At 64.8% G+C, this 23197-nt stretch carries 16 protein-coding genes; 11 read left to right on the top strand and 5 right to left on the bottom strand.

The window, feature by feature from the left end; translation table 11 throughout:
• Positions 1–597: hypothetical protein (locus tag K789_RS0117185; protein ID WP_024367838.1), on the bottom strand; the 597-nt coding region annotated here is incomplete at its 3' end.
• Positions 598–794: 197 nt separating this feature from the next.
• On the opposite strand from K789_RS0117185, the gene K789_RS0117180 reads away from it, so the two are divergent.
• Complete coding sequence (locus tag K789_RS0117180; RefSeq protein WP_024367837.1) at positions 795–1379, top strand: hypothetical protein; 585 nt, start codon at positions 795–797, stop codon at positions 1377–1379.
• Between the two features lie 36 nt (positions 1380–1415).
• Here K789_RS0117180 and K789_RS0117175 read toward each other — a convergent pair whose 3' ends face one another.
• The gene (locus tag K789_RS0117175) at positions 1416–1631 is read right to left on the bottom strand and encodes a helix-turn-helix domain-containing protein (RefSeq protein WP_024367836.1); all 216 of its coding nucleotides are present in this window, start codon (positions 1629–1631) and stop codon (positions 1416–1418) included.
• A 148-nt stretch (positions 1632–1779) separates the two neighbouring features.
• Between K789_RS0117175 and K789_RS0117170 the strand changes: the two genes are divergently transcribed.
• Genes K789_RS0117170 through K789_RS0117155 form a run of 4 tightly spaced genes read left to right on the top strand, consistent with a single transcriptional unit; the run spans position 1780 to position 10172 of the window.
• Entirely contained in the window at positions 1780–2424 is a 645-nt protein-coding gene (locus K789_RS0117170) for a hypothetical protein (RefSeq protein ID WP_024367835.1), read from the top strand.
• Positions 2421–3734 (top strand): AAA family ATPase, encoded by a 1314-nt coding sequence (locus K789_RS0117165; RefSeq protein WP_024367834.1) that lies wholly within the window; start codon positions 2421–2423, stop codon positions 3732–3734. Before K789_RS0117170 ends, K789_RS0117165 begins: the two co-directional genes overlap by 4 nt.
• Positions 3735–3794: 60 nt before the next feature.
• Positions 3795–8669: an NAD-glutamate dehydrogenase gene (locus K789_RS0117160; RefSeq protein WP_024367833.1), complete on the top strand. Its 4875-nt coding sequence runs from the start codon at positions 3795–3797 to the stop codon at positions 8667–8669.
• 36 nt (positions 8670–8705) lie between these two features.
• Positions 8706–10172, top strand: a complete 1467-nt coding sequence (locus K789_RS0117155) for a sensor histidine kinase (protein WP_024367832.1) — start codon at positions 8706–8708, stop codon at positions 10170–10172.
• A gap of 129 nt (positions 10173–10301) precedes the next feature.
• On the opposite strand, the gene K789_RS0117150 is transcribed toward K789_RS0117155, so the two are convergent.
• Positions 10302–10550, bottom strand: a complete 249-nt coding sequence (locus tag K789_RS0117150) for a WhiB family transcriptional regulator (RefSeq protein ID WP_003804966.1) — start codon at positions 10548–10550, stop codon at positions 10302–10304.
• A gap of 238 nt (positions 10551–10788) precedes the next feature.
• Between K789_RS0117150 and K789_RS0117145 the strand changes: the two genes are divergently transcribed.
• A complete protein-coding gene (locus K789_RS0117145) occupies positions 10789–11274 on the top strand; it encodes a hypothetical protein (RefSeq protein ID WP_024367831.1) in 486 nt (161 codons plus the stop codon).
• 19 nt (positions 11275–11293) lie between these two features.
• On the opposite strand, the gene K789_RS0117140 is transcribed toward K789_RS0117145, so the two are convergent.
• Entirely contained in the window at positions 11294–15301 is a 4008-nt protein-coding gene (locus K789_RS0117140; protein ID WP_024367830.1) for an FtsK/SpoIIIE domain-containing protein, read from the bottom strand.
• Positions 15302–15544: 243 nt separating this feature from the next.
• Between K789_RS0117140 and glf the strand changes: the two genes are divergently transcribed.
• The 4 genes from glf to K789_RS0117120 are packed head-to-tail and all read left to right on the top strand — an operon-like array spanning position 15545 to position 20344.
• On the top strand, positions 15545–16732 hold the full coding sequence (gene glf / locus K789_RS0117135) for a UDP-galactopyranose mutase (RefSeq protein ID WP_024367829.1): 1188 nt from the start codon (positions 15545–15547) through the stop codon (positions 16730–16732).
• A complete protein-coding gene (locus tag K789_RS0117130) occupies positions 16732–18720 on the top strand; it encodes a glycosyltransferase (protein WP_029705199.1) in 1989 nt (662 codons plus the stop codon). The genes glf and K789_RS0117130 overlap by 1 nt, the downstream gene beginning before the upstream one ends.
• A complete protein-coding gene (locus tag K789_RS0117125; protein WP_024367827.1) occupies positions 18721–19590 on the top strand; it encodes an ABC transporter permease in 870 nt (289 codons plus the stop codon). It begins immediately after the preceding gene.
• A 1-nt stretch (position 19591) separates the two neighbouring features.
• Positions 19592–20344, top strand: a complete 753-nt coding sequence (locus K789_RS0117120; RefSeq protein WP_024367826.1) for an ABC transporter ATP-binding protein — start codon at positions 19592–19594, stop codon at positions 20342–20344.
• 577 nt (positions 20345–20921) lie between these two features.
• On the opposite strand, the gene K789_RS0117115 is transcribed toward K789_RS0117120, so the two are convergent.
• Complete coding sequence (locus K789_RS0117115; protein ID WP_024367825.1) at positions 20922–22523, bottom strand: DUF2142 domain-containing protein; 1602 nt, start codon at positions 22521–22523, stop codon at positions 20922–20924.
• A gap of 176 nt (positions 22524–22699) precedes the next feature.
• Between K789_RS0117115 and K789_RS0117110 the strand changes: the two genes are divergently transcribed.
• A complete protein-coding gene (locus K789_RS0117110) occupies positions 22700–23182 on the top strand; it encodes a GtrA family protein (RefSeq protein WP_024367824.1) in 483 nt (160 codons plus the stop codon).
• The last annotated feature ends 15 nt before the right edge of the window (positions 23183–23197 follow it).

The following is a 23197-nucleotide window of genomic DNA, read 5'->3' as shown; positions in this document are numbered from 1 at the left end:
CGACAGGCTCCACAGCGAATCTCCGGGGCGGACTGTCACCTCGCTGGTCTGGTCCGCGGGTTGCCGTTGCCGCAACTGGCGTCCCGCCAGGGGGCCGGGTTCTACGACCGGGCTCAGCGGCCGCCATTGGGGATTCGCGACGGGTGCCGCCGGAGTTCCCGTGGCGGCCGGGACCGCCGTCGGAGTCCATGCGGCGGATGCTGCGGGCGTGGCGGATGCAGCGGCGGTGGCGCCGGGGTCGGGCGGAGCGGTGGAGGCTGCGGCCAGTGGTGCGGTGAGGAGTTCGACTCCGACTGCCGCCAGGGCGAGCCGGCGCATAAAGGCCGGGGCAAACTTGCCGGCTGCCGAGGCTGTGCGGACGTTCCCGCTGCGTTCCAGGAAGGCCGCCGCGGCAGCAATGGCCAGGGACATGGCCCACCAGGCGATCACAATCAGGCCGGCCGTGTTCGCTGCGATACCGAGCTGGTCGTCGAACCCGAGGGACTGGTGACGTGCCGGGGAGGACCGCCAGCGCTGGACGAGGCTGCCTCCCGTTCCGGCGAGGAAGAGCCCCAGCAGCAGGACGGCGGCGGCCATGGCCGCGTCGGCGGTGAGCACACGCCGTTGCCCTGGTCGCGGAGATTCTGCTGCCCCCATGTCGGTTGCCCCTATTCATCGGAATATCGCACGTTTGATGCTGTTAGATAACGTTTGATGTATTTAGATCAAGCTTGAACCCGTTTTGCCATGTTTGTCTACAGTTATTTCTCGAGAGTGCGGTTGACCCTTGAGCCGTCCGCGCCTACGCTTTCGCCATGCGCTGGGATGCCCTCTTTGACGATCTGGAGACTCAGATGGCTGCCGGCGCGCGGCTGGATCTCGACGCGGACGTCGCAGAGCGGACGCGGGCGGAGGCGGCAGCGGTGGAGCTCGCGGACCGGCTGCGGGGCTCGCTGGGGCTGCTGATTGTGGTCCAACTGGCGTCGGGATCCACGGTCGAGGGAACCTTGAGCCACGCGGGAAGCCAGGCGCTGGTGCTGGACGAACCACTGCACCAGGTGCTGGTTCCCTATGCCGCGGCGGTGCGCTACCGCGGGCTTTCGCGGGTGGCCGTACCCGAGCCGTCCAGGGTCCGGCAAAGACTTGGCCTGGCCAGCGCCCTGCGCGGGCTGGCACGGGACCGCGCCGCCCTGGCTGTCCTGCTGACCGGTGGCTCAGCGGGGGAAACGGTACTCCGCGGGGTGATTGACAGGGTGGGGCGAGACCACCTTGACCTGGCGGTCACCGGAGACGGCGAGGACCGGCGGACGGCCAACGTCCGGCAGGTGGCGACCATACCCTTTGGTGCGCTGGCCGGGATCAGGTCGGCCCGGACCCCGGGTTACGAGTTGCAGGGTTAGTGGCCGAAGTGCCATGCCGCGGATGGCAGGCCCCACTCAGCGGGTCTTGGACTTTGCTTCTGCGATCATCCGGCTTGCTTCCGCGTACCGCTCCTCGATGTACTGCTCGAGCATCTTCTCCTCAACACGCCACTGGCCGCGTCCGCCCACCTGGATCGCCTTAAGCTCACCGCTGCGCACGAGCGCGTAGGCAGCCGGGGCGTTGATCTGGAGCTGCTCTGCAACGTCGGCAAGGGTCAGGAATCGGGGCATGCTTCCATTTTGCCACCGATGACTCCATCTGAGGGCGTTATCCACAGTTTGCGCTTCTTTGGTCCTGCATCTTCCCGTCAGGGCAGGAAGGCGTAACAATGATGATGCCCGGCCAGTGCCAGGCGGCGACTACGGGGGGAGCGGACGCATGAGTGTGGGCACGGTATCTGGCGGGGCGCGGCTGAAGAAACCATCCTGGAAAGACCCCAGGCTCCTCGTTGGCATCCTGCTCGTCCTGGCCTCCGTCGTGGGCGTCATCTCCCTGGTCGGAGCGGCCGACCAAACCGCTGAGGCCTACACCGCGCGGGAATCGATCGCCGTGGGTGAAAAGCTGACCGTGGACAAACTGAACCGCGTCAAGGTCCGTCTGGGCGACGTCGAGCAGTACTACCTGACTCCCGCGACCGGCGTGCCTGACGGGCTCGTTGCCGTCCAGAGAATCGGCAGGGACCAGCTGGTGCCGCGCGGGAGTTTCGGCGACCCCGATGACCTGGACCGGAAACCGGTCGCCGTCACTGTTGATGAGGCCTTGCCGGCACAGGCAGTGGCCGGCTCCCGGGTGGATGTCTGGGTGGCATTGCCCGATACCCGGAACGGATTCAGTCAGCCGACCCTGCTGTTGCCGGGCGCAGAAATCGCCCAGATCACTCCGGGCAGCACCGCGCTGGGGTCTGCCCGGTCCACGGTCGTGATGGTGCTGGTGACGGACGCGCAGATGCCGAACCTGTTGGGCGCGCAGGCCAACAAGGCGAAGATTTCCGTGGTCTGGAACCCGGGGGGTGCAGGCCAGTGAGCATTCCGGTAGTCACCGTCGGGGACTCGCGCGAGGACCTGGTTGGCCGGCTGGAGCGCCTTCACGGGCCGGTGTCGGTTGTCCGGCGGTGCAACGAACTGGCGGAACTGCTGGCGGCATGCCAGGGCGGCCTGGCCCGTGCCGCGGTCGTGGCCCAGGGCAGCGAGGAGCTGACGGCGTCGCTGGTCGACCGGCTGTCGGCCGTCGGCGTCGCCGTTGTCGCCCTGACCGACAGCCCGGAGGAGAAGGCCCGGCTGCGGGGGATCGGTGTGGCCGCCGAACTCACCGGGGTCGACGCAGCCTCCCTTGCCGGCCGCATCACGGGGGCTGTCGCGCAACTGGCCGGCGCGGACCCGAGGCTCCGGCCGGAGGGCAACTCAGGATTTGCGGACCCCGGCCAGGTTCCCGGTACCTCCGGCGGCACGCCCGCGGAGAGGCCCGATCGGGCCGGTGCGGGGCAGATCATCGCGGTCTGGGGGCCCACCGGTTCGCCGGGCCGGACCATGCTCGCCGCCAACATGGCGGCCGAACTCGCCGCCGAGGGAAAGTCCGTGCTGCTGGTTGACGCCGACAGCTACGGTGCCAGTGTCGCAGCCATGCTTGGCCTGCTGGACGAGGCCGCCGGGCTCGCGCAGGCCTGCCGCCTGGCGGACCAGGGCCTCCTTGACCCGGAGGCGCTGCTCAGAATCGCGGCCCCGGTGGTGACAAGGGCCGGCACTTTCCGTGTGCTGACCGGAATCACCCGGGCGGACCGCTGGACGGAACTCCGTGCTGCAGCACTGTCCCTGGTGCTGGCCAGGGCCCGGCAGGTGGTCGAGGTCATCGTCATTGATACAGGGTTCTGTCTGGAGTCCGACGAAGAACTGAGTTTCGACACGATGGCTCCGCGCCGGAACGCCGCGACGCTGCGGAGCCTTGAACTGGCGGACACGGTGTTCGCTGTGGGGGCGGCTGACTCGATCGGTGTTCCGAGGCTGGTCCGTGGCCTGGCTGAACTTGACGCGGCTGTTCCGCAGGTGACCCCGCGGGTGGTGCTGAACAAGGTCCGTCAGTCCGCCGTGGGACGGTCCCCGGAGCGGCAACTGCGCGACGCATGGGAGCGGTACGGCCCCACAGTACCGCTCTGTGCGTTCCTCCCGGCTGATCCGGTGTCGAGTGATGCGGCACTGCTCTCCGGGTCACTCCTGCTGGAGGCTGCACCTGATTCCCCTCTTCGGAAGGGCATCGCCGCACTGGTATGTGCACCCGTCCAACGAAATAGTCGATCCTCTGTATTTTGTTCCACAGCGAGGCCCCGGGTAAAGGGTTAGGCTCGCTGTGAGGGCCGCAACGAAGCGGCCATGAACTTTTTTTGATGGAGGCGTTTGTCGATGTCGTCTGGGTCCAGCGTGGAGGATCAACCCGTTTCGATCGGTGCCGGAGAAGGCTACCTGAGGGACTACTACGAGCACCTCGCCGAAGAAGACGCCCGGGCGTATCCCGAGGAGTTACTCGCCGCACGGGCAGCGATGCACCGCCACACGGCGGCGAACCGGTTCCCGGGCAGCGCCAGCATCACCATCTCCGACGAAGCCGACCGCAGCGTCGTCTACATCGTCACCGACGACATGCCCTTCCTCGTTGACTCGGTCAACGCGGAACTGGTCCGGCAGAATGCCCCCATCCACCTTGTGATGCACCCGCTGTTCGTCGTGACCCGCAACCGTGAGAGCGGTGAGCTCGTCAAGGTCTCGCGGGTCCCCTCGCACCTGGGCATCTCCAGCGGCGACACCGCGGCCATGCCCAACCTGTCGCACCTGATCGCCCAGGGTGACAACGCCTCCCACATGGAATCGTGGATCGCGGTCGAAATCGACCGTGTCGACGACGCGAAGCGCGCGGCGCTGACCGAGGGAATCGGACGGGTGCTCGCCGATGTGCGGGCCGCCGTCGAGGACTGGCCCAAGATGCGGAACAGGGCTCTCCAGATCGCCGAGGGCCTGGACAAGCTTGCCGATGCCGCGCAGATCGCCGAACTCCGCCAAGCCCAGGAGCTGCTGCGCTGGCTGGATGACGGGAACTTCACGTTCCTCGGGTACCGCGAATACGACCTCAAGAACGAATCCGGCGAGGACGTCCTGGAACCCCGCGAGGAAAGCGGCCTCGGGCTGCTGCGCGGCGGCGCCGACACCCCGCACCAGATCCAGCACCTCACCGAGACCGGCCGGAAGAAGGCACGTGAAAAGCGCGCCCTCGTCATCACCAAGGCCAACTCGCGCTCCACCGTCCACCGCTCCGCCTACCTGGACTACATCGGCGTCAAGAGCTTCGACGCGGCCGGCAACGTCAACGGCGAACGCCGCTTCATCGGGCTCTTCGCCACCACGGCCTACGCCGGATCCGTGCGCGACATCCCGGTGGTCCGCGAAAAGGTAGCAGCGGTGCTCAACGATGCCGGCTTCCCGCCGGACTCGCACTCGGGCAAGGACCTCCTGGGCATCCTCGAAACCTACCCCCGCGACGAGCTCTTCCAGATCGAAATCCCCGATCTGGCCGCCATTGCCACGGGCATCCAGCGGCTTCAGGAACGACGCCGGACCCGGTTGTTCCTCCGCCCGGACATTTACGGCCGCTTTATGTCCGCCCTCGTGTACCTTCCGCGTGACCGGTACACCACCAACGTGCGCCTGCGCATCGAGCAGGAACTCCGTGAAACCTTCGACGCCGTGTCCATCGACTACGAGGCGCGGATGACCGAATCCGCACTGGCGCGGCTCTTCTTCCGGATCAGGCTCCCGAAGAACGCCGATGTCAGCAACGTCAACAGCGACGACCTCGAAAAGCGGCTGGTCCGGGCGGCCCGCTCGTGGAGTGAAGGCATCGCCGAAGTCCTGCGCGCCCGCGCCGACGGAGCCGGCGGCCTCAGGGACGACGGCGCCAAGGAGCTTGCCTCGGTGTGGGCCGAGGCCTTCCCGGCGAGCTACCGCGTTGATTACGAGGTCGAAGATGCCCTGGAGGACATCGCCCGCTTCGAAAAGTACGGCGCCGTGGCCGAGCGCGCCGGGGAAGCCATCAAGGAACAGCCCGGCGTCCATGTCTACCTCCCCGATGGCGCCGGCGCGACGCTTGAAGAGGACGCCCGGGTCAAGCTCTACATGCTCGAGCCCAAGAGCTTGAGCCAGATCCTGCCGTATTTCCACAATTTGGGTCTGGAGGTCCTGGATGAGCGCCCGTTCGAGATCGAAACAGCGGACCACCGCGACTTCTTCCTCTACGACCTGGGCCTGAAGTACCCCGCCGGGGTGGACCCCCTTAAAACGGGGCAGCTGCTCGCCGACTCCTTCGGCGCCGCGGTCTCCGGCGCGGTGGAATCCGACAGCTTCGACCGGCTGGTACTGCGCGAGGGGATGCACTGGCGCCAAGTCGTCGTGCTGCGCGCCTACGCCAAATACATGCGGCAAATGGGCAACACCAACTCCTACGGTTTCCTGGCAGACACCCTCCTGGCCAACCCCGATGTCAACCGAGGGCTCAGTGCCCTGTTCGAAGCCCGCTTCGATCCGGCACTGGGCGAGGACGCGCGCCGCATCAGGCAGGACGAGGTCCTGGCCGGACTGGATGCAGCGATCGAACAGGTCGCAACCCTCGACGCCGACCGGGTGCTGCGGACCTTCAAGAACCTGATCCAGGCGACCCTGCGGACCAACTACTACCAGAACAAGGCGCACCTTAGTTTCAAGCTGGACCCGTCGGCCATTGAGGGCCTGCCGTTCCCGACTCCGATGTTCGAGATCTGGGTCTATTCGCCCCGGGTCGAGGGTGTGCACCTGCGTTTCGGAAAGGTGGCACGCGGCGGGCTCCGCTGGTCGGACCGCCGCGAGGATTTCCGCACCGAGATCCTGGGCCTGGTCAAGGCCCAGACGGTCAAGAACGCCGTGATCGTGCCCACCGGCGCCAAGGGCGGTTTCTACGCCAAGCAGCTCCCGGACCCGGCCTCGGACCGCACTGCGTGGATGGCGGAGGGCATCGAAAGCTACAAGACGTTCATCCGCGGTCTCCTGGACGTGACCGACAACCTCGTGACGACGCCGGAGGGCGAGCAGCTGGTGCCGCCGGCCGCCGTCGTACGGCATGACGACGACGACTCCTACCTCGTGGTCGCCGCCGACAAGGGAACGGCGTCGTTTTCCGACATCGCCAACGGCCTTGCCGCGGAATACGGATTCTGGCTCGGCGACGCTTTCGCCTCCGGCGGCTCCGTCGGCTACGACCACAAAGCCATGGGGATCACGGCCCGGGGTGCGTGGGAATCCGTCAAGCGGCACTTCAGCGAGCTTGACCTGGACACCCAGTCCGAGCCCTTCACCGTTGTCGGTGTCGGCGACATGTCAGGCGACGTGTTCGGCAACGGGATGTTGCTGTCGAAGCACATCCGGTTGCTCGCGGCCTTTGACCACCGGCACATCTTCCTCGACCCCACCCCGGACGAGGCTGTCTCCTTCGCCGAGCGCCAGCGGCTCTTCGAGCTGCCCCGTTCCTCCTGGGACGACTACAACAAAGCACTGATCAGCGAAGGCGGGGGCGTCTTTGCCCGCCAGTCGAAGTCCATCCCGGTCTCGGACCAGGTCAGGTCCGCGCTGGGACTTCCCGACGGGACCACGAAGCTCAGCCCGCCCGAACTGTTGCGCGCGATCCTGCTGGCCCCGGCCGACCTGCTCTACAACGGCGGCATCGGCACCTACGTCAAGGCCAGTACGGAAACCCATTCCGAGGTCGGGGACAAGGCCAACGACTCCATCCGTGTCGACGGCCGGGACCTGCGCGTGAAGGTGGTCGGCGAGGGCGGCAACCTGGGCATGACACAGCGTGGCCGCATCGAAGCGGCCCTCCAGGGCGTCATCCTGAACACCGACGCGATCGACAACTCCGCCGGCGTGGACTGCTCCGACCACGAGGTCAACATCAAGATCTTCGTGGACCGGATGGTGGCCGCGGGGAAACTCGACCCTGCCGAGCGGTCGGAGTTCCTGGCCTCGATGACCGACGAAGTCGGCCGGCTGGTGCTGGAGGACAACATCGACCAGAACATCCTGCTGCTCAACGACCGGATGCGGGTCTCCGAATGGAGCCCCAGCTACGAACGCCTCATGGACTGGCTGGAGAAGTCCGCCGACCTCAAACGCGACCTGGAAGCGCTGCCGACAACGGCGACGCTGCGGGAGAGGCTGGAGCAGGGCCAGGGCCTGACCTCGCCCGAGCTCTCCGTGCTGGCGGCCTACGCCAAAATCGAACTCGCGTCGGCGCTCCGGGACAGCGACTTGTCCGAGGACCCGTGGTTCCGGGCGACCCTGCGGAACTACTTCCCGCAGCAGCTGCGGGACAGGTTCGATGCGGACCTCGACACCCATCCGCTGCGCCGCGAAATCATCGCGACGGTGGTGGCGAACGACATGATCAACATGGGCGGCATCACCTTCGCGTTCCGCGCCATGGAGGAAACCTCGGCCTCCGAGGCCGCTGTCGCCAAAGCGTTCGTGGCGCTCCGTGACGTCTACGAACTGGACATCATGGTCGGGGAACTCAACGAGCTGCCCGCGTCCTTCCCGACCGAGCACTGGAGCACGGTCCACCTGGATATCCGCCGGCTTCTTGACCGGGCCGTCCGGTGGGTCCTGAGCCAGAGCAACGCCTCCCGGCCCATTGCCGAGACCGTTGCCGAGTTCAAGCCGCTGATGGATCCGATGCGGGCACGCCTGCTGGACTACCTGCGCGGCGACGACCGTGCCCGGGTGGCCGAATGGCTTGAGAAGGCGCGCGGCTGGGACCTGCCCGAGGATCTGGCGCACCGTTGGGCCGAACTGTTCGAAAGCTTCGTGCTGCTCGACATCGCCAAGATTGTCCATGCCAGCCCCGAACCCGTCGAGAACATCGCCCATGTGTACTACGCGGTGTTCAACCGCTTCCACGCCGACTCCCTGCTCGAACGCATCACCAAGCTGCCCAGGAAGGACCGCTGGCAGGCCCTGGCCAGGGCGGCCCTCCGAGACGACCTCTACTCGACCGTTTCGGATATGACGACGGCGGTGCTGGAGACAACGCCTCCGGAGATGCCGGCGGAGGAACGGCTTGCGGCCTGGGAAAGCCAGAATGTTGAGCAGCTGGACCGGGCGAAGAGCATGTTTGAAGAGGTGAACGCACTCGAGGCCGATGACATGGCCTCGCTGTCGGTAGCATTGAGGCTCTTGAGGTCAATCGTTCGACGCTAGGCAGCTGCCGCTCCCGGCGTCGCAAATGGAGGTGCTGTGGCAATCTTTACGGACCCTATCAGGGAGCATGCTGATTTCGGGCCGGGGGATGCCGAGTGGCTGCACCTCCTCGTCGGCGACTGGCAGATGGTCGCGGACCTGGCGTTCGCCGACCTGGCGCTGTGGTTTCCGCACCCTGAGTTCGGCTACGTGGCTCTTGCCCACGTCCGCCCCTCCACCACGCATACGGTGTTCCACGCCGACTTCGTGGGGGAGGGGATCAGGTCGGACCTGTTGCCGCTCGTAGACAAGGCGTGGGAGAGCCGGACGATCGAGCGCTCCAATGAGACCAACTGGAGCAGCGACATGGCCCTCCGGGTGGAGGCCGTGCCGATGGTCCGGAACGGCCGGACGCTGGCCATCGTCACGACCCACATGGACCTCTCCAGCTCCCGGATGCCGTCGCGGCTGGAGCTGACCTACCGGCAGTGCGCCTACGACCTGCTGCGGATGGGGACGCTGGGGCTGTGGCCGGACTTCGCCTCGCCCACCGGTTCGCGCCGCGGCGCGCCCCGCGTCGGTGACGGCCTGATCAGGCTCGACGCCGAGGGAATTGTCCAGTACGCGAGTCCCAACGGCGTCTCGGCCTTCCGGCGGCTCGGCGNCGAGTCGCTCGAGGGCCGGAGCCTGGCCGAAGTCACCGCGGGCCTGCTGAAGGACCGCCGCCTGGTGGACGAGACCCTGCCGCTCGTTGTCACGGGACGCATGCCGTGGCGCAGTGAAATCGAGTCCCGCGGGGTCAGCCTGTCCCTGCGTGCCATTCCCCTGCGTGATGAACAGCAACGCTTTGGTGCCCTGGTTCTCTGCCGCGATGTCAGCGAGTTGCGGCGCCGGGAGATGGAACTCGTCACGAAGGACGCCACGATCCGGGAGATCCACCACCGGGTGAAGAACAACCTGCAGACCGTTGCTGCGCTGCTTCGGATGCAGTCGCGGCGCATGGTCAGCGATGAGGCCAAACAGGGACTCGAGCAGGCCATGCGGCGGGTGGCCACGATCGCCCTCGTGCATGAGACGCTGTCGCAGGGCCTGACCCAGAGCGTCGACTTCGATGAGCTCATCGGCCGCCAGTTCCGGCTCTCGGCCGAGGTTGCGTCCCCGTCGCAGCAGGTTAAGACCGCGCGCTCCGGTCTTTTCGGTGAGCTGCCGAGCGACTTCGCCACCCCGCTGGCCCTGGTGATCAACGAGTTGGTGACGAACGCCGTCGAACATGGCCTGGAGGGCCGGACCGGAACCGTCTGGCTGATCGCGGACCGCTCCGAAAGCGAGGACGGCGAGGAGCTGCTCACGGTGACGGTGGCGGATGACGGCGTCGGCATCCCCGCTACCCCCTATGTGGAGGGTCTCGGCCTGCAGATCGTGCGCACCCTGGTGACGAGCGAGTTGGGCGGCAGCATTCAGTGGAAGGCCAGGGAGGGCGGCGGAACGGCTGTCCAGATTGTTTTGAGCCTGGCCAAAGGGTAGTCGGCGGTTAACGGTCAATGGCCGCAGACGGAGGTCTGCGGCCATTGCTGTCCTGCCGGTGAATACGGGTCGCCGGTTTCACCGGCGCCAGGAACCTTGGGTCAGGAACCTTGTGTCAGGAACCTTGTGTCAGGAGGCGCGGCGGGCGCGGGCTGCACGGCGCTTCAGGGCGCGGCGCTCGTCTTCGCTCATGCCGCCCCACACGCCGGCGTCCTGTCCGGACTCAAGGGCCCACTGAAGGCAGGTGTCGACGACGGGGCATCGACGGCAAACACTCTTGGCTTCCTCGATCTGCAGGAGGGCAGGACCGGTGTTTCCTACGGGGAAGAAAAGCTCCGGGTCCTTGTCAAGGCACGCTGCGCGGTTACGCCAATCCATGCTGATCAGTCACTCCATTCCTGGGAACTCGTTAAATGCCTTGTGAAATTATTCACTAGAGGCTTCATAAGAAAGGGGCCCTCTGGGGCCCCCTCGGTCATCTGGATTAAGCGTGTCATGTTAACGCTGCGTAAACAAGGGGTACTTGGCTGCAAAATACCGTGGGATCGTGAGCGATGCATCACATTGGCTGGCGGCGCCCTCACATCTAGACGACTATGTCCGGTATTGTGCCAGTGTGTCAAGAGCCTCTGAAAACCCCTCCGAGCCCGACCGCGACAGCGCTAATGCGGGTACCCCAGCGGGCGGGGCCAGCGCCGGCGTTCCTGCCCGGCCGGCAGGAATCCTGGTGATTGCGGTCATCGTGGCACTGGAAGCGACGGCGCTGCTGGTGGCAGCCATCTGGTACGGAAGCCAGCTGCTGACCGGGGCCCCGGTGCTCTCCTTCTGGGGCGCGGTATTCACGCTGGGGCTCCTCCTGGCCTTCTCCACGTGGCTTTTCGCGGTGTCGACCTTCCTGTTCCGCGGATACCGGTGGCCGCGCGCCGGCGCGCTGGTGGCGCAGCTCTTCACACTCACTATCGGCTTTCCCACGATGTCGGGCGGATACCCCGTGGCGGGCCTGGCCATGCTGGTGCCCGCAGTTCTCGCCATCATTTTGCTCTTCGACAAGCGTGTCATCGCGTTCGCGTCACGCGCCGGCGGCGCACCGCCCGCCCTTTAGGCCGTACCAATCCGGAGCGTCATGGACTGCAGCTGCCGTCTGCGGCGGGCTCAAGCGCCAGCTGCACCGCCCGTGCCCGCCCGTCTGAAATCAGCACTGCGCGGCCCGGGGGAGGGTTCTGCTCGAGTTCGAACCTGACCCCGAACAGGTCTCCGTCCATCAGCGTCCTCGGGGCGACCAGGACACCCCGCCCCTGGCCAACCGCAATCTGCGTCAGCGCTACCCGCTGCCGAACAGTCGGGTTGAAGCCGGCAGTCAGGACCACGCGCCAGCCGAGGCTGTTGAGCAGGAGCAGCCGGCTGTTCGTTTCGGGCGACTGCAGATCGAGGTCGTCCACCAGGAGAATCGCCTTGGGATCCAGTGCCCCGGCGAGGGCGGCGTCATGGATACCTGACCAGTAGCGATCCGGATCTGACGCCACCGGGGGCCGGAGACAGCACGCCGCCGGATTGAGGACAGGCAGGGCCGACAGCAGCGAGCTCTTCCCTGAAGCATGGCCACCGAGGACGGCAAGGACGGCGCCGGGAGGCAAATGGAGGCCGGCCGGGAGGAGTTCGTCGCCTCCGACTCCGAGCAACAGATGGTCGGGCGGAGGAGGAGGTTTCAAAGCTTCCTGGATGCCGGCGCGGAATATCGGGGTGCCGCTGCCCGCATCGCCCGGGCCGGCACAGGAGCGGACGTCGGCGACCGTCACCCGCTGGGGAAGGCGCTCGATGCGGAACGGCCGGGTCCGCGTAACCCGGGTGCCCGCAGCCCGGACGGCCGGTAGGACAGGCTCGAAGAGCTGTCCCACATGACCGGACGGCGAAGGCGCGATGGAGATCGGCCCAAAAGCGACAACCCGGCCGGCATCCGCCTTGATTGCAGGCAGCCGGGGCCAGGCGAGCCGCCCCTCCTCCGTCGAGCCGGCGGGCAGGAAGATCCGGTTCGGAATGGCCGCGAAGAACCGTGACGTCACGAGCTCGCGTTCACCCGCCACAAGGACCGTGATCCCGGCCCGTGCGCCGTCGCGAACGATGTCCAGGACCAGATCTTCGGCCCAGGCCAGCGGGCCGGATCTGAACGCCGACACCCAGGACCCCCAGCCGCACAGTGCGAGAACGAGGGAAGACCGGGCAACCGGGTGATCGGCGCTCAGCCGTCGGGCCATTTCTTCCGCAATGCGTTCCAGCACCCGCACGGCCCGGCGAAGTTCTTGCAGCCCCACAACAGCCCCGACCCTGGGGGCGCTGACTGCTGCGCCGAGTGATCCGGCAGCGTCAAGGAGGTACACGTGCGATTCGTCATCGCAGGTGAGGAGCTGATCCACGATGAGCCCCAGGACGGCATCGGCACCTCCATTGAGCCCCGGGATCAGTCCCAGGTGGCCGTCTGTGCCCGGATGCCAGCCGAACTCGGCGACGCGTTGCTCCCCGGGAAGGTCCAGCAGCCCCAGCCTGATCCGGGTGCGGCTGCCGTCCGCGGGAAACGGCACGTTCCCGGGGAGTGGGTCCGCGACGGGGCGGCAGGGTTTCCCACTGCCGGTTGCCACCCACGCCACGGCCACTGCTTCCGTCAGTTGAGTCACCGCCACCCGCGACAGTGGCGCGGTGGGGCCGTCCTCCCTGCGGGTGGACGGACCAGCCGGCGCGCGGTTGACGAACTCCATCGCCTCCATCACCGTTGGGCTGCCAGTCATCTCTTCCATCGGCGGCGTGATCGTGGCGGTCTGGAACTCCTCCGGCGCTTCGTTCCCCCGGACCAGGTAGGCACGGCCCGGACTCGTGATCGGGATCGCTGCCGCCAGCCGGGAATTGATGATGTCGATGGATTCCAGCTCGGACTGGACCCTCAAGGCGATGCAGCTGGTCACGTTCGCACGGATGTCCGCGGAAACGGCACCCTGGGGCCGCTGGGTTGCCATGATGAGGTGTATCCCCAGGGAGCGGCCGATGGCAGCAATCCGCATGAGCTCGGCAAGCGCTCCGGGCGCCTCATCGACCAGCATCCTGAATTCGTCGATGAAGATCACCAGATGGGGCAGCGGCGGCCCGGTCGGATCCAGTGCCTCGTACGCCGGGAGATCGGCGGCCCCGTAAGCGGCGAGGAGCTCTTCCCGGCGGCGTACTTCAGCTCTCAGGGACACCAGGGCGCGCGCCACCTCATCAGGGTCGAGATCCGTGAGGAGCCCTACGCAGTGGATGAGGCCGGCCAGCGGGCGCAGGCCTGAGCCGCCCTTGAAATCAATGAACAGCAGATTGACGCGGACGGGTGGATGGGCCGCCGCCAAGCCCGCCGCCAGGGTCCGCAGCAACTCCGATTTGCCGGAGCCGGTGGTGCCCGCCACCAGGAAGTGGGGACCGTCCGTCTGGAGATCCAGCCCCAGTGGGCCGGAACGCCCGGTGCCGAGCACGACGGGTAGACCATGCGCGATGGCGGACACGGCCCAGCGCGCGGATATTTCCGCCGCCGAGACCGGCAGCAGTGCGCCAAGGGAGCAGGCGTCGGGGAGACCCTCCGGGGGAGTTGACTCAGGAGCTCGTGCCCCCAGCCGGCGGCAGTTGCGGTCGAAGACGCCGGCTGGAACAAGATCGGGAACGAACTCCAGCGAGGAGACGGCCGATGAAAGCCGGGCGGTGCGCTCATTGAGCACGAGGGCAGTACCGACTGTCGGAGCCACCGCCGGATTGCCGGCGCAGTCGAGCACCTGCCAGCCGCGACCGAGCGCTGCGGCGCATAGTCCGGCGGTTCCACGAGCCGTGACGATGAGCAGCACGCCGCGTTCATGGCCCGGCCCTGGGCCTGCTGCAAGGGTCTCCAGCGTGGAACCCTCCTGGGCGGAGAGAATAACGGCCGGCAGGAAGCGCGCGGCAAGCAGCTGCGGGGTTGGTCCGTGGATGAGGATCCGGGTCCGCCGGGCCGCGGGGTAGCCGGCGAGCTGCAGCACGATGGATCTGACCATTCCCGCCACAGCCGGTTGAGGGCCACGAAGAGTCGTCACTGTTGTTGCGGGGTCAAGGGTTACAGGCATGAGTCCAAGCAGCGGCGGACGAAAACCGGAATCTGGCGGCTCCAACCTGATATTCGCCCTTTGTTGTGCCTGTCCCAGCCGCAACCAGACGGGGCCCGTTGTGGTGGCAGATACCTTCGGCGCGCTCGGTTCCGCGAAAGAACCTGCAAGGGAAAGTTCGCCGGCGGATGGCGCGGCCCGTCGTCGTCGGTTCTTGTCTTCACGCGCTGCCGCAGCGACTGCCGCCCTCAGTTCCCGGCGCTGTCTTCGGCCCGAAACGACGGGCACCAGAACGGAGACCGCGGACACGGCGGTGAAGGCCAGGAAGATCCACATGCCCGTCAGGATGGCCAGGCCGACACCGATGGCGAGGGGCAGAACCGCAGCCAGCAGGAGGGCCGCCTTGTTGTTGTGCGCAGTGGGATTGCCGACCGCCAACGGTGCCGAGACGTCGGACCCGGCGGCAGCCGGGATGTCTGGGGCACCGCCGAAAAAGAGGGACATCGACGAGCCGCCGCAGTGGATCACGGAGTCTGTGGAGACGGCCGCCGCCCCTACTTTCTTTCCGTCGACACGGATCCCGTTGGCACTCCCGAGATCGCGGAGAGTGACGGCGGAATCAGTGACGTCAAGCTGCGCATGTTCCCGGGACAGCTCGGCATCCGGGATGACAATCTCCGTGCCGCTGCGTCCGATCCGGGACCGCCCGCGCTGGAACGGAAAGATCAAGCCGGCACCCGGCCCGCTATGCACGGCAAGTACGAGTGGTGCTACGTCCAGGACGGAGGACGGCGCAACGCCGACCGCCGGCACGGCGCCATCCACCAGAACGGCACCGTGAACGAGGGGGCGCTCGCCGACTCTTAGCGCAGCCGCCGGGACCCGGCCCACTGTCAGCTCCCCGGTCCCGTAACGCGCGGAGATTGCCGCCTGGAGTTCAATGCCGGGGCACCCGGCGGGCACTTCGATGGCCAGCTCAAGGGGACCGGAGGTGAGCGCGGACCCCGGGGCCGGAACCAGGGTGCAGTGCAGCATCATCAGGGAAGAATCCTTTCCCGCGGCGTCGTTTGAATCCCACGTTAGGGACGTTCGCGACGGCGGGGCGCGGGGGATTCGGGCTATGTGGAAAGCGGTGCCGCCATCGGATAAATATCCGATGACACGGCCGAACGGGGGCCCTGGCGCCAGCCTCGATTCGCCGGTTCACACCCCGCCTCGGGTAGGCTAGAGCAGCAGACAATGCACAACGTTGGGCTGCCCACATTCGAACCAGGAGATTTTGTGACCGCTGACCTCGTCATCGTAGGGTCAGGCTTCTTTGGCCTGACAATCGCAGAACAGGCCGCCACAGAGCTGGGCTTGAAGGTCGTCGTCATCGACCGCCGCCACCACATCGGCGGCAATGCTTACAGCGAAAAGGAAGAGCAGACCGGGATCGAGGTGCACCGTTACGGCGCCCATCTCTTCCACACCTCGAATGAGCGGGTCTGGGAGTACGTGAACCGTTTTACGACGTTCACCAACTACGTTCACAAGGTGTACGGCGTCCACAAGGGCGAGGTCTACTCCCTGCCGATCAACCTGGCGACCATCAACCAGTTCTTCCGCGCCAACCTGACCCCGGGCCAGGCCCAGGAACTGATCAAGGAACAGGCCGGGGAACTTGCCGGGACCGATCCGCAGAACCTGAACGACAAGGGCATCCAGCTCATCGGCCGTCCGCTGTACGAGGCCTTCATCAAGCACTACACCGGCAAGCAGTGGCAGACGGATCCCAAGGACCTGCCCGCAGGCATCATTTCCCGCCTCCCGGTGCGCTACAACTACGACAACCGCTACTTCAACGACAAGTACGAGGGCCTCCCGACCAACGGCTACACCGCGTGGATCGAGAAGATGGCGGAGCACCCGAACATAGAGGTCCGGCTTAACACGGACTTCTTCGACGAGTCGCACGAGTACAGCAAGAACAAGGTTGTCGGCAACATCCCGGTCATCTACACGGGCCCCGTGGACCGCTACTTCGACTTCGCCGAGGGCGACCTCTCCTGGCGCACCATCGACTTCGAGGAAGAAGTGCTCGACGTCGGAGATTTCCAGGGAACGTCGGTGGTCAACTACAACGACGCCGATGTGCCCTACACCCGCATCATCGAGCCGCGCCATTTCCACCCGGAGCGCGACTACCAGACGGAAAAAACCGTCATCATGCGCGAGTTCTCCCGTGCCGCGGAGAAGGGCGATGAGCCCTACTACCCGATCAACACCTCCGCAGACCGGGACCGCCTGCTCAAGTACCGCGATCTGGCGGCGGCCGAGAAGGACGTCCTGTTCGGCGGACGCCTCGGCACGTACAAGTACCTGGACATGCACATGGCGATCGGCTCCGCACTGACCATGTTTGACAACAAGATCCGCCCGCATTTTGAGGGCGGCGCCAAGATTGAGAGCGGGGGAGTGGACGCGTGATGACCTCTGAAGAGTCATCCTCATGGAGCGCTCTTCAGAGGGTGATCCTCCCGTCCGCCGACCAGACGGACACCATCCCGCTGTACGTCGACGCGGGTCCCGCCAGCGGCATCCGGCTGCGGGAGAACGACGAACTGGCGCGCTCCCCGAAGCTGCCCGAAGACAAACTGCAAATGTTCAGCTCGGGAAGCCGCCAGGCGCACTTCGAGGACTTGCTCTCGCGGACGTCCATGCGTGTGCGGTCCGGCGAGCAGATCTCCTTTGGCACCTACTTCAACGCGTTCCCCGCCAGCTACTGGCGACGCTGGACCTCGGTCCGGGACGTCAGGCTCGTCGTCCGGACCACCGGCACCGGTTCAGTGACCGTCTACAAGTCCAACGCCCGGGGTTCCGTGCAGCGGGTCGACGGAAGACACGTTGATGGGGAAACGACGTCGGAATTCGAGCTGTCCCTCAAGCCGTTTGGCGACGGCGGCTGGTACTGGTTCGATCTTGCGGCCAGCTCCACGGAACTGGTACTTCAGAGCGGGCAATGGGAGACCAACGAAGCCGCGCGTGATAGCGGCCAGGTGACCCTGGAAATCACGACGATGAACAAGCCCGACTTCTGCCTGAACAACGCTCGGATCCTCGCGGATAACCTGGACGCCCTCACCAACGTCAAGGAAATCCTGATCGTGGACCAGGGCACGCAAAAGGTCCAAGACCAAGAGGGTTTCGCCGAGGTTGAAGCGTTGCTCGGGGGCAAGTTGCGGGTTATCAATCAGGCAAACTTGGGCGGTTCCGGCGGGTTTGCCCGCGGAATGTACGAGGCAGTGGAAAACGGCAGCGATTACGTCCTGCTGCTCGACGACGATATCGTCGTTGAACCCGAGAGTATTGTTCGGCTGCTCACGTTCGCCGACCGGTGCCGCAAGCCGACGATCGTCGGCGGACACATGTTCGACCTGTACAACCGAAGTGTCCTGCACACCTTCGGTGAAGTGGTCGATCCGTTCCGAATCGTGCCGGCACAGCCTCATGCCGACATGGAGCTTCGCCACGACTTCGGCGTCGCCAACCTCCGGCAGACCGCCTGGCTGCACCGCCGGGTTGACGTCGACTACAACGGCTGGTGGATGTGCCTGATCCCAACGCGCGTGATCAAGGAAATCGGGCTCTCGCTGCCGCTGTTCATCAAATGGGACGACGCCGAATACGGTCTCCGCGCCAGGGAAGCCGGGTACTCCACAGTGTCCCTTCCCGGAGCTGCCGTCTGGCACGTCTCGTGGATGGACAAGGACGACATGGTCGGCTGGCAAGCCTATTTCCACGAACGCAACCGGCTGGTCACGACCTTGATCCACAGCCCGTATCCCAAGGGCGGCCGCGTCCTGCGGGAGTCGGCCCAGGCCGATGTGAAGCATCTTGTGTCCATGCAGTACTTCACCGAACACGGACGCCTTGAGGCGCTGAAAGATATCTTCAAGGGGCCCTCCGAGCTACACCAGGTCCTGGCCTCGAAGCTTCCGGAAATCAATGCGCTGAAATCCGAGTACACGGACGCCCAGCTCAAGGAAAACGTGGACGACTTCCCGGCACCCAAGTTGGGTCGCGGCCCCATGGGAGGTGCCCTCATCGGCATGCCGCGCAAAAAGGACCTGGTTTCCTGGGGCATCAAGACCGTGTCGCGCCAGTTGGTCAAGAATCCTGCGCCGGAGAGCGCGGAACGTCCTCAGGGATTCCTGGCCCACCGCGACAACCGCTGGTTCAGGCTTGCCCACTACGACAGCGTCGTGGTGTCCAATGCTGAGGGCACGGGTGCATCCTGGTACAGGCGTGACCCCAAGAAGCTCAAGTCAATGCTGGCCGAAGCAACACGTCTGCACCTTCGGCTTTACCGCGAGTGGGACAACTTGGCCGAGCAGTACCGCGCAGCCCTTCCCGACATCACGTCCATCGCGGCCTGGAAAAGGACCTTCGACGCCGACTCAAAGGACGGCAGCTAAATGGCCAACCCGGTAGACACGCTTGTAAAACCCGGAAGCGGCCGCGGACTGCTCGACGTCTACGGTGACCGCTTCCTGCTGAAACTGCTCGTACGCAAGGAAATCAAAATCCGCTACCGCGGGTCAGTGCTGGGACTGATGTGGTCCTACGTGAAACCGCTGATGCAGTTTCTGATCTACTTCATCGCGCTGGGCATCTTCCTGAATCTTGAGCACGGCACCCCTAACTACGCGATTTACCTCTTTTCCGGGATCGTGCTGGTCAACTTTTTCACGGAATCCTTGTCCAACGCCACCCGGTCCATCGTTGACAACCGCGACCTCATCCGAAAAATCTACTTGCCGCGCGAGCTATTTCCGGTGGCAACGGTATGGGTTTCGGCCGCCCACTTCCTGCCGCAATTGCTGGTGCTGATCGCTGCCTGCCTGTTCGTGGGGTGGACTCCGTCTGTCCTGCAAATTGCCGCCGCAGTTCTAATCTTCGTGATGGTGGCAGTGCTGGCTACCGGCCTTGGCCTGATGTTCGGCGCGGTCAACGTCTACTTCCGCGACTCCGAGAACATCGTGGACATGATCGTTATGGTTGTCACCTGGGCCTCCCCGGTGCTCTACGTCTGGACCATGGTCGAACGTGTTATGGGGCAGTGGTTCTGGGTCTACATGCTGAACCCGATGACAGTCGCCGTCGAAGTTTTCCATTGGACCTTTTGGGAACCGACGCTGAAGGCGAATCAGCTGGTGAGCGATACGATGCCACCGGACTTGCTGACTTTCTGGCTTCCTGTCTCGCTGCTCATCTCTGTCGCCATCCTCTTCATCGGCCAGTTGATGTTCCGCCGGCTTTCCGTCCACTTCGCACAGGAGCTCTGAGATGTCTTTGCACGGCCATGTAGCCATTAGCTGTATTGGCGTCCGCAAGCAGTTCGTGCTGCGGCATACCCGTTCCCTTAAGGAGGCCTTGGTCTGGCTTGTGCGCGGCCGTAAGGGCGATCTCTCCAAGAAGTTCCTGGCGCTGAATCATGTGTCGCTTGAAGTCAAGCAAGGCGAAACGGTGGCACTGCTGGGCCTAAATGGTTCCGGGAAGTCGACTCTGCTGAAGCTGATCTCCGGGGTTCTGCAGCCCGACGGCGGCACGGTGCGGACGAGGGGTCGAGTCGCCGGGCTCATCGAGGTTGGTGCGGGCTTCCACCACGATCTGAGTGGGCGCGACAACGTCTATCTCAACGGGGCCATCCTCGGGATGTCGGAAAAACAAATTGATGAAATGTTTGATTCCATCGTGGAATTCTCCGAGATCGGTGAATTCATTGACACCGAAGTGAAGTTCTACTCATCGGGCATGTATCTGCGATTGGCTTTTTCGATCGCCGTGCACACTGATCCTGAGGTCTTTCTGATCGATGAGATCCTGGCGGTGGGTGACGAGCCCTTCCAGCGCAAGTGCATCGCGAAAATCAAGGAGCTGGCGGAGAAGGGCAAGACTCTCTTTGTGGTCAGCCACGACCTGGACCTCGTTGCGACGGTCTGTGAGCGCGGTGTCCTGCTTGAACACGGTGAAGTGGTCATGGACGGCAATGTTCACGACGTCGTCGGAGAACTTCGACGCCGATCAGCGTCCGTGTAATTTCCCTAGCGCCGCACAACGTACTGCCACAGGCACGACATTTGTTTAGTCTTCACTTTGACGAAAGGTGCTGCACACGCGATCCAGGCGTTTCCCTGCGCACGGGCACAGGGACGGGTTGAGCCTCTACAATCCCTCAGCAGGGCAACCGATGAGTCGATAACCGGATGATCGTGGACCGCGTCCGCTCCCTGGCGAGTCGACTGCGGGGAACACTCCGGACCCGTGAGTCCGGGTTCACGGCGCAGCCCTGATATGACTTGAGGTGCAGTTCCCCTGAAGGTTGTGAACAGCATGGCGTTATGTAAAGGGCGGCGAGGGCATCCGGTACCGATTTGGATTACCACACTCGTCTCGACGCTGGGAGGCCCTCGTGTCCTACGTTACCTAGTGCACAAATCCTCAACGAAGAGACGAAGAAGCCGGCGCCCCTTCTGGCTGCGCGGCGCCGCGTCCTTAGCCGGCCACGGGTTCGCCATCTACGCTTCAGAAACCGGGCCCCCATCCTCCGCGTCCACAACGTCCGGGGAATCTACAGCCAAGACGGTGGTGCTGCTCCGGCAAGGAGCCGATGCAATCAGCGGGAACCTGTGGTGGGTTGTGATTCAACGAGCACCGGGGCGTCGGATCGGCCGGCCGCAGTACGAACAGCGCCTCCTCGGGAGTGGCCTCGCCGGAGTACCGCTGGGCCACCGACCAGCAAACGGTAGAGCAAATAGCAGCCGGCCGCCAGGACGGCCATGTAGGCCACGGTAAGGCCCTGCCAAGTGAGTGGCGGCTGCCAGATCGGATCAAACATCTCAGTCCAGTTAGTGCGTACGATGATGCCGACCGTGTAGCGCCGGAATCCGAAGAGCATCAGGTAAACGTGGGCCAGTCCCATCAGAACCAGTGACCAGCGCACGGCAGACTTTTTCCAGGGCGTGATCCTGAACGGCATGAAGCGGGCCGCCACTCCCGCGGCCAGTAAGAGAACAACCACAAGTGCCATTAGATAGCGGCCTTGCCATATCCACCCGAGGCTCTGAATCGTGGACGCCTGCAGCGCCGCTGGAAGAACGATGACCAGAGGAACCAGGATGGCAAGGCCCCAACGGCCCCTGACGGGGCGGGAGGTCATTCCGACCAGGAGCAAAAGCCCGAAGGCCATCACCCACGTCATCTGCACCGCGGCGGGGGCAGGGGTGTCGAGCCAGCCAAGAACGCCGACGTATTCGATTACATAATTGAAGGTCCGGTCCAGCATCGTGGCGAAAGCCTGGTCTGGCGCGATCTCAGTTGGGCTGGCCAACAGGCTGTCGAAACTCTTTGCGGTCATGAGCCAAAAAAGGGCAAACGCGCAGGAAAGCGCGGTGGCGCCGGCGGCAAGCCACACAAATTTGTCCTTCATGATCAGGACAAACCGACGGATCCCGAAAGCTGCCGTCGCCGCACCGACGGCAAGAAATAGCCAGAGTAGGGAAAGCGGACGGGTGTTGGCAAGAAGCGAGGCCGCGATTGCCAGAGCCACGATATTCCAGCGGACGCTCCTCAGCCGTTCCGCATTCTCCAGGACAACGCAGAGATGCATAAATACAGCGGCCGCTGTGGTGATCTCCAGGGCGTTGGGGTTTATGCCCCCGCTGAGGAACAGAACGCCGGGGGTGACGGTCACTGCGACGGCTATGAGGGGAAGTCGGGGACGGCGCAGCGCCGAGGCGGCTGCAAAGACCGAGGCCAGGACAGCGGCGTTGAGGAGACCGCTGATGATGCGCATCGTGTAGATGGCCGCCTCGCCTCCCATGACGCGGGAGGGCAGGCCTACGAGGACGTAATACACGGGGTTGTAATTGCCGGCGCTGGTTTCACCGGTACCCAAGCTGCGGTCCAAGCTAACCTTGGGGGCGCAGGCGGGGGTCACGTCGGGCTTAAAGGCGCTGCACTGCTGCGCTCGAATTTCGGCGATATAACGGGGCACCTGTACCTGGAGCTGGGCACCCTGGACTCCTGTTGATTCCCCGCTGAACTGGCCCCGAGCAACGGCGGCCGCTTTGATGGTATGCGCCGGTTCGTCGGGCAGGGACATGATTGGAGATGCCAGGCACCAGATCGTCGTCAGCAGACCAATTATTACGAACGCGGCAACAAAGACCGGCAGCTGGCCGAGGCGGGGATTGCGTTCACGGCGGGGGGGAGTCATAAGGGAAGGCACAGGTATCATGGTAGCTTCAGGTTACTAGGTGACTGCCGTCGAATGGCCTCAAGCTTGCCCGCGGCGACGCCCGGAACGGTAAACTGACTGCGACGGGACGGACAGAGTTTCCCCGCTTGCCCATGACTTCCATGACTAGAAGCGAAGAGAGACCCGCAAACGCTATGGCACTCCGCCCCGAAAAGATGACCTCCCAAACGCCGGCGCGCCAACGGATCATGGAGTTCCTGCATCGCAGCCCGTTTCTGAAGTTCCTGATCGTCGGGGTGTTGTCCTTTGCGCTTGATCTGGGGCTTCTGGTGGCCCTGCATGAAGGCCTCAATGTTGACCTGGTGATCGCTACGCCCATCGCTTTTCTCACCAGCCTCGTCTTCAATTTTGCCCTTCAGCGATCGTTTACTTTCCGGGCCATGAACAGCCGGACGGTAAGTGCTGCAAAGTATATAGCTTTGGTCATCGTGAATGTAGTGGTCACGGATCTCATCGTCACCGGTTTCGACAATCTGGACTGGGCATACGGAATCGGCAAGGTTGTGGCCACCGTATTAACGACGGGGTGGAACTTCCTCCTCTATCGTCACTGGATCTTCCGGCACGAACCTGCCCGGGACGGCGAACCTTCCCCTGATACTGAACCAGCGCCCTAGCCAGTTCATCTGCGC

The organism is Arthrobacter sp. TB 26, assembly GCF_000427315.1.
GTDB lineage: Bacteria > Actinomycetota > Actinomycetes > Actinomycetales > Micrococcaceae > Arthrobacter.
The sequence above is the reverse complement of the archived record's forward strand: the minus strand, read 5'-3'. Positions and strand labels throughout refer to the sequence as shown.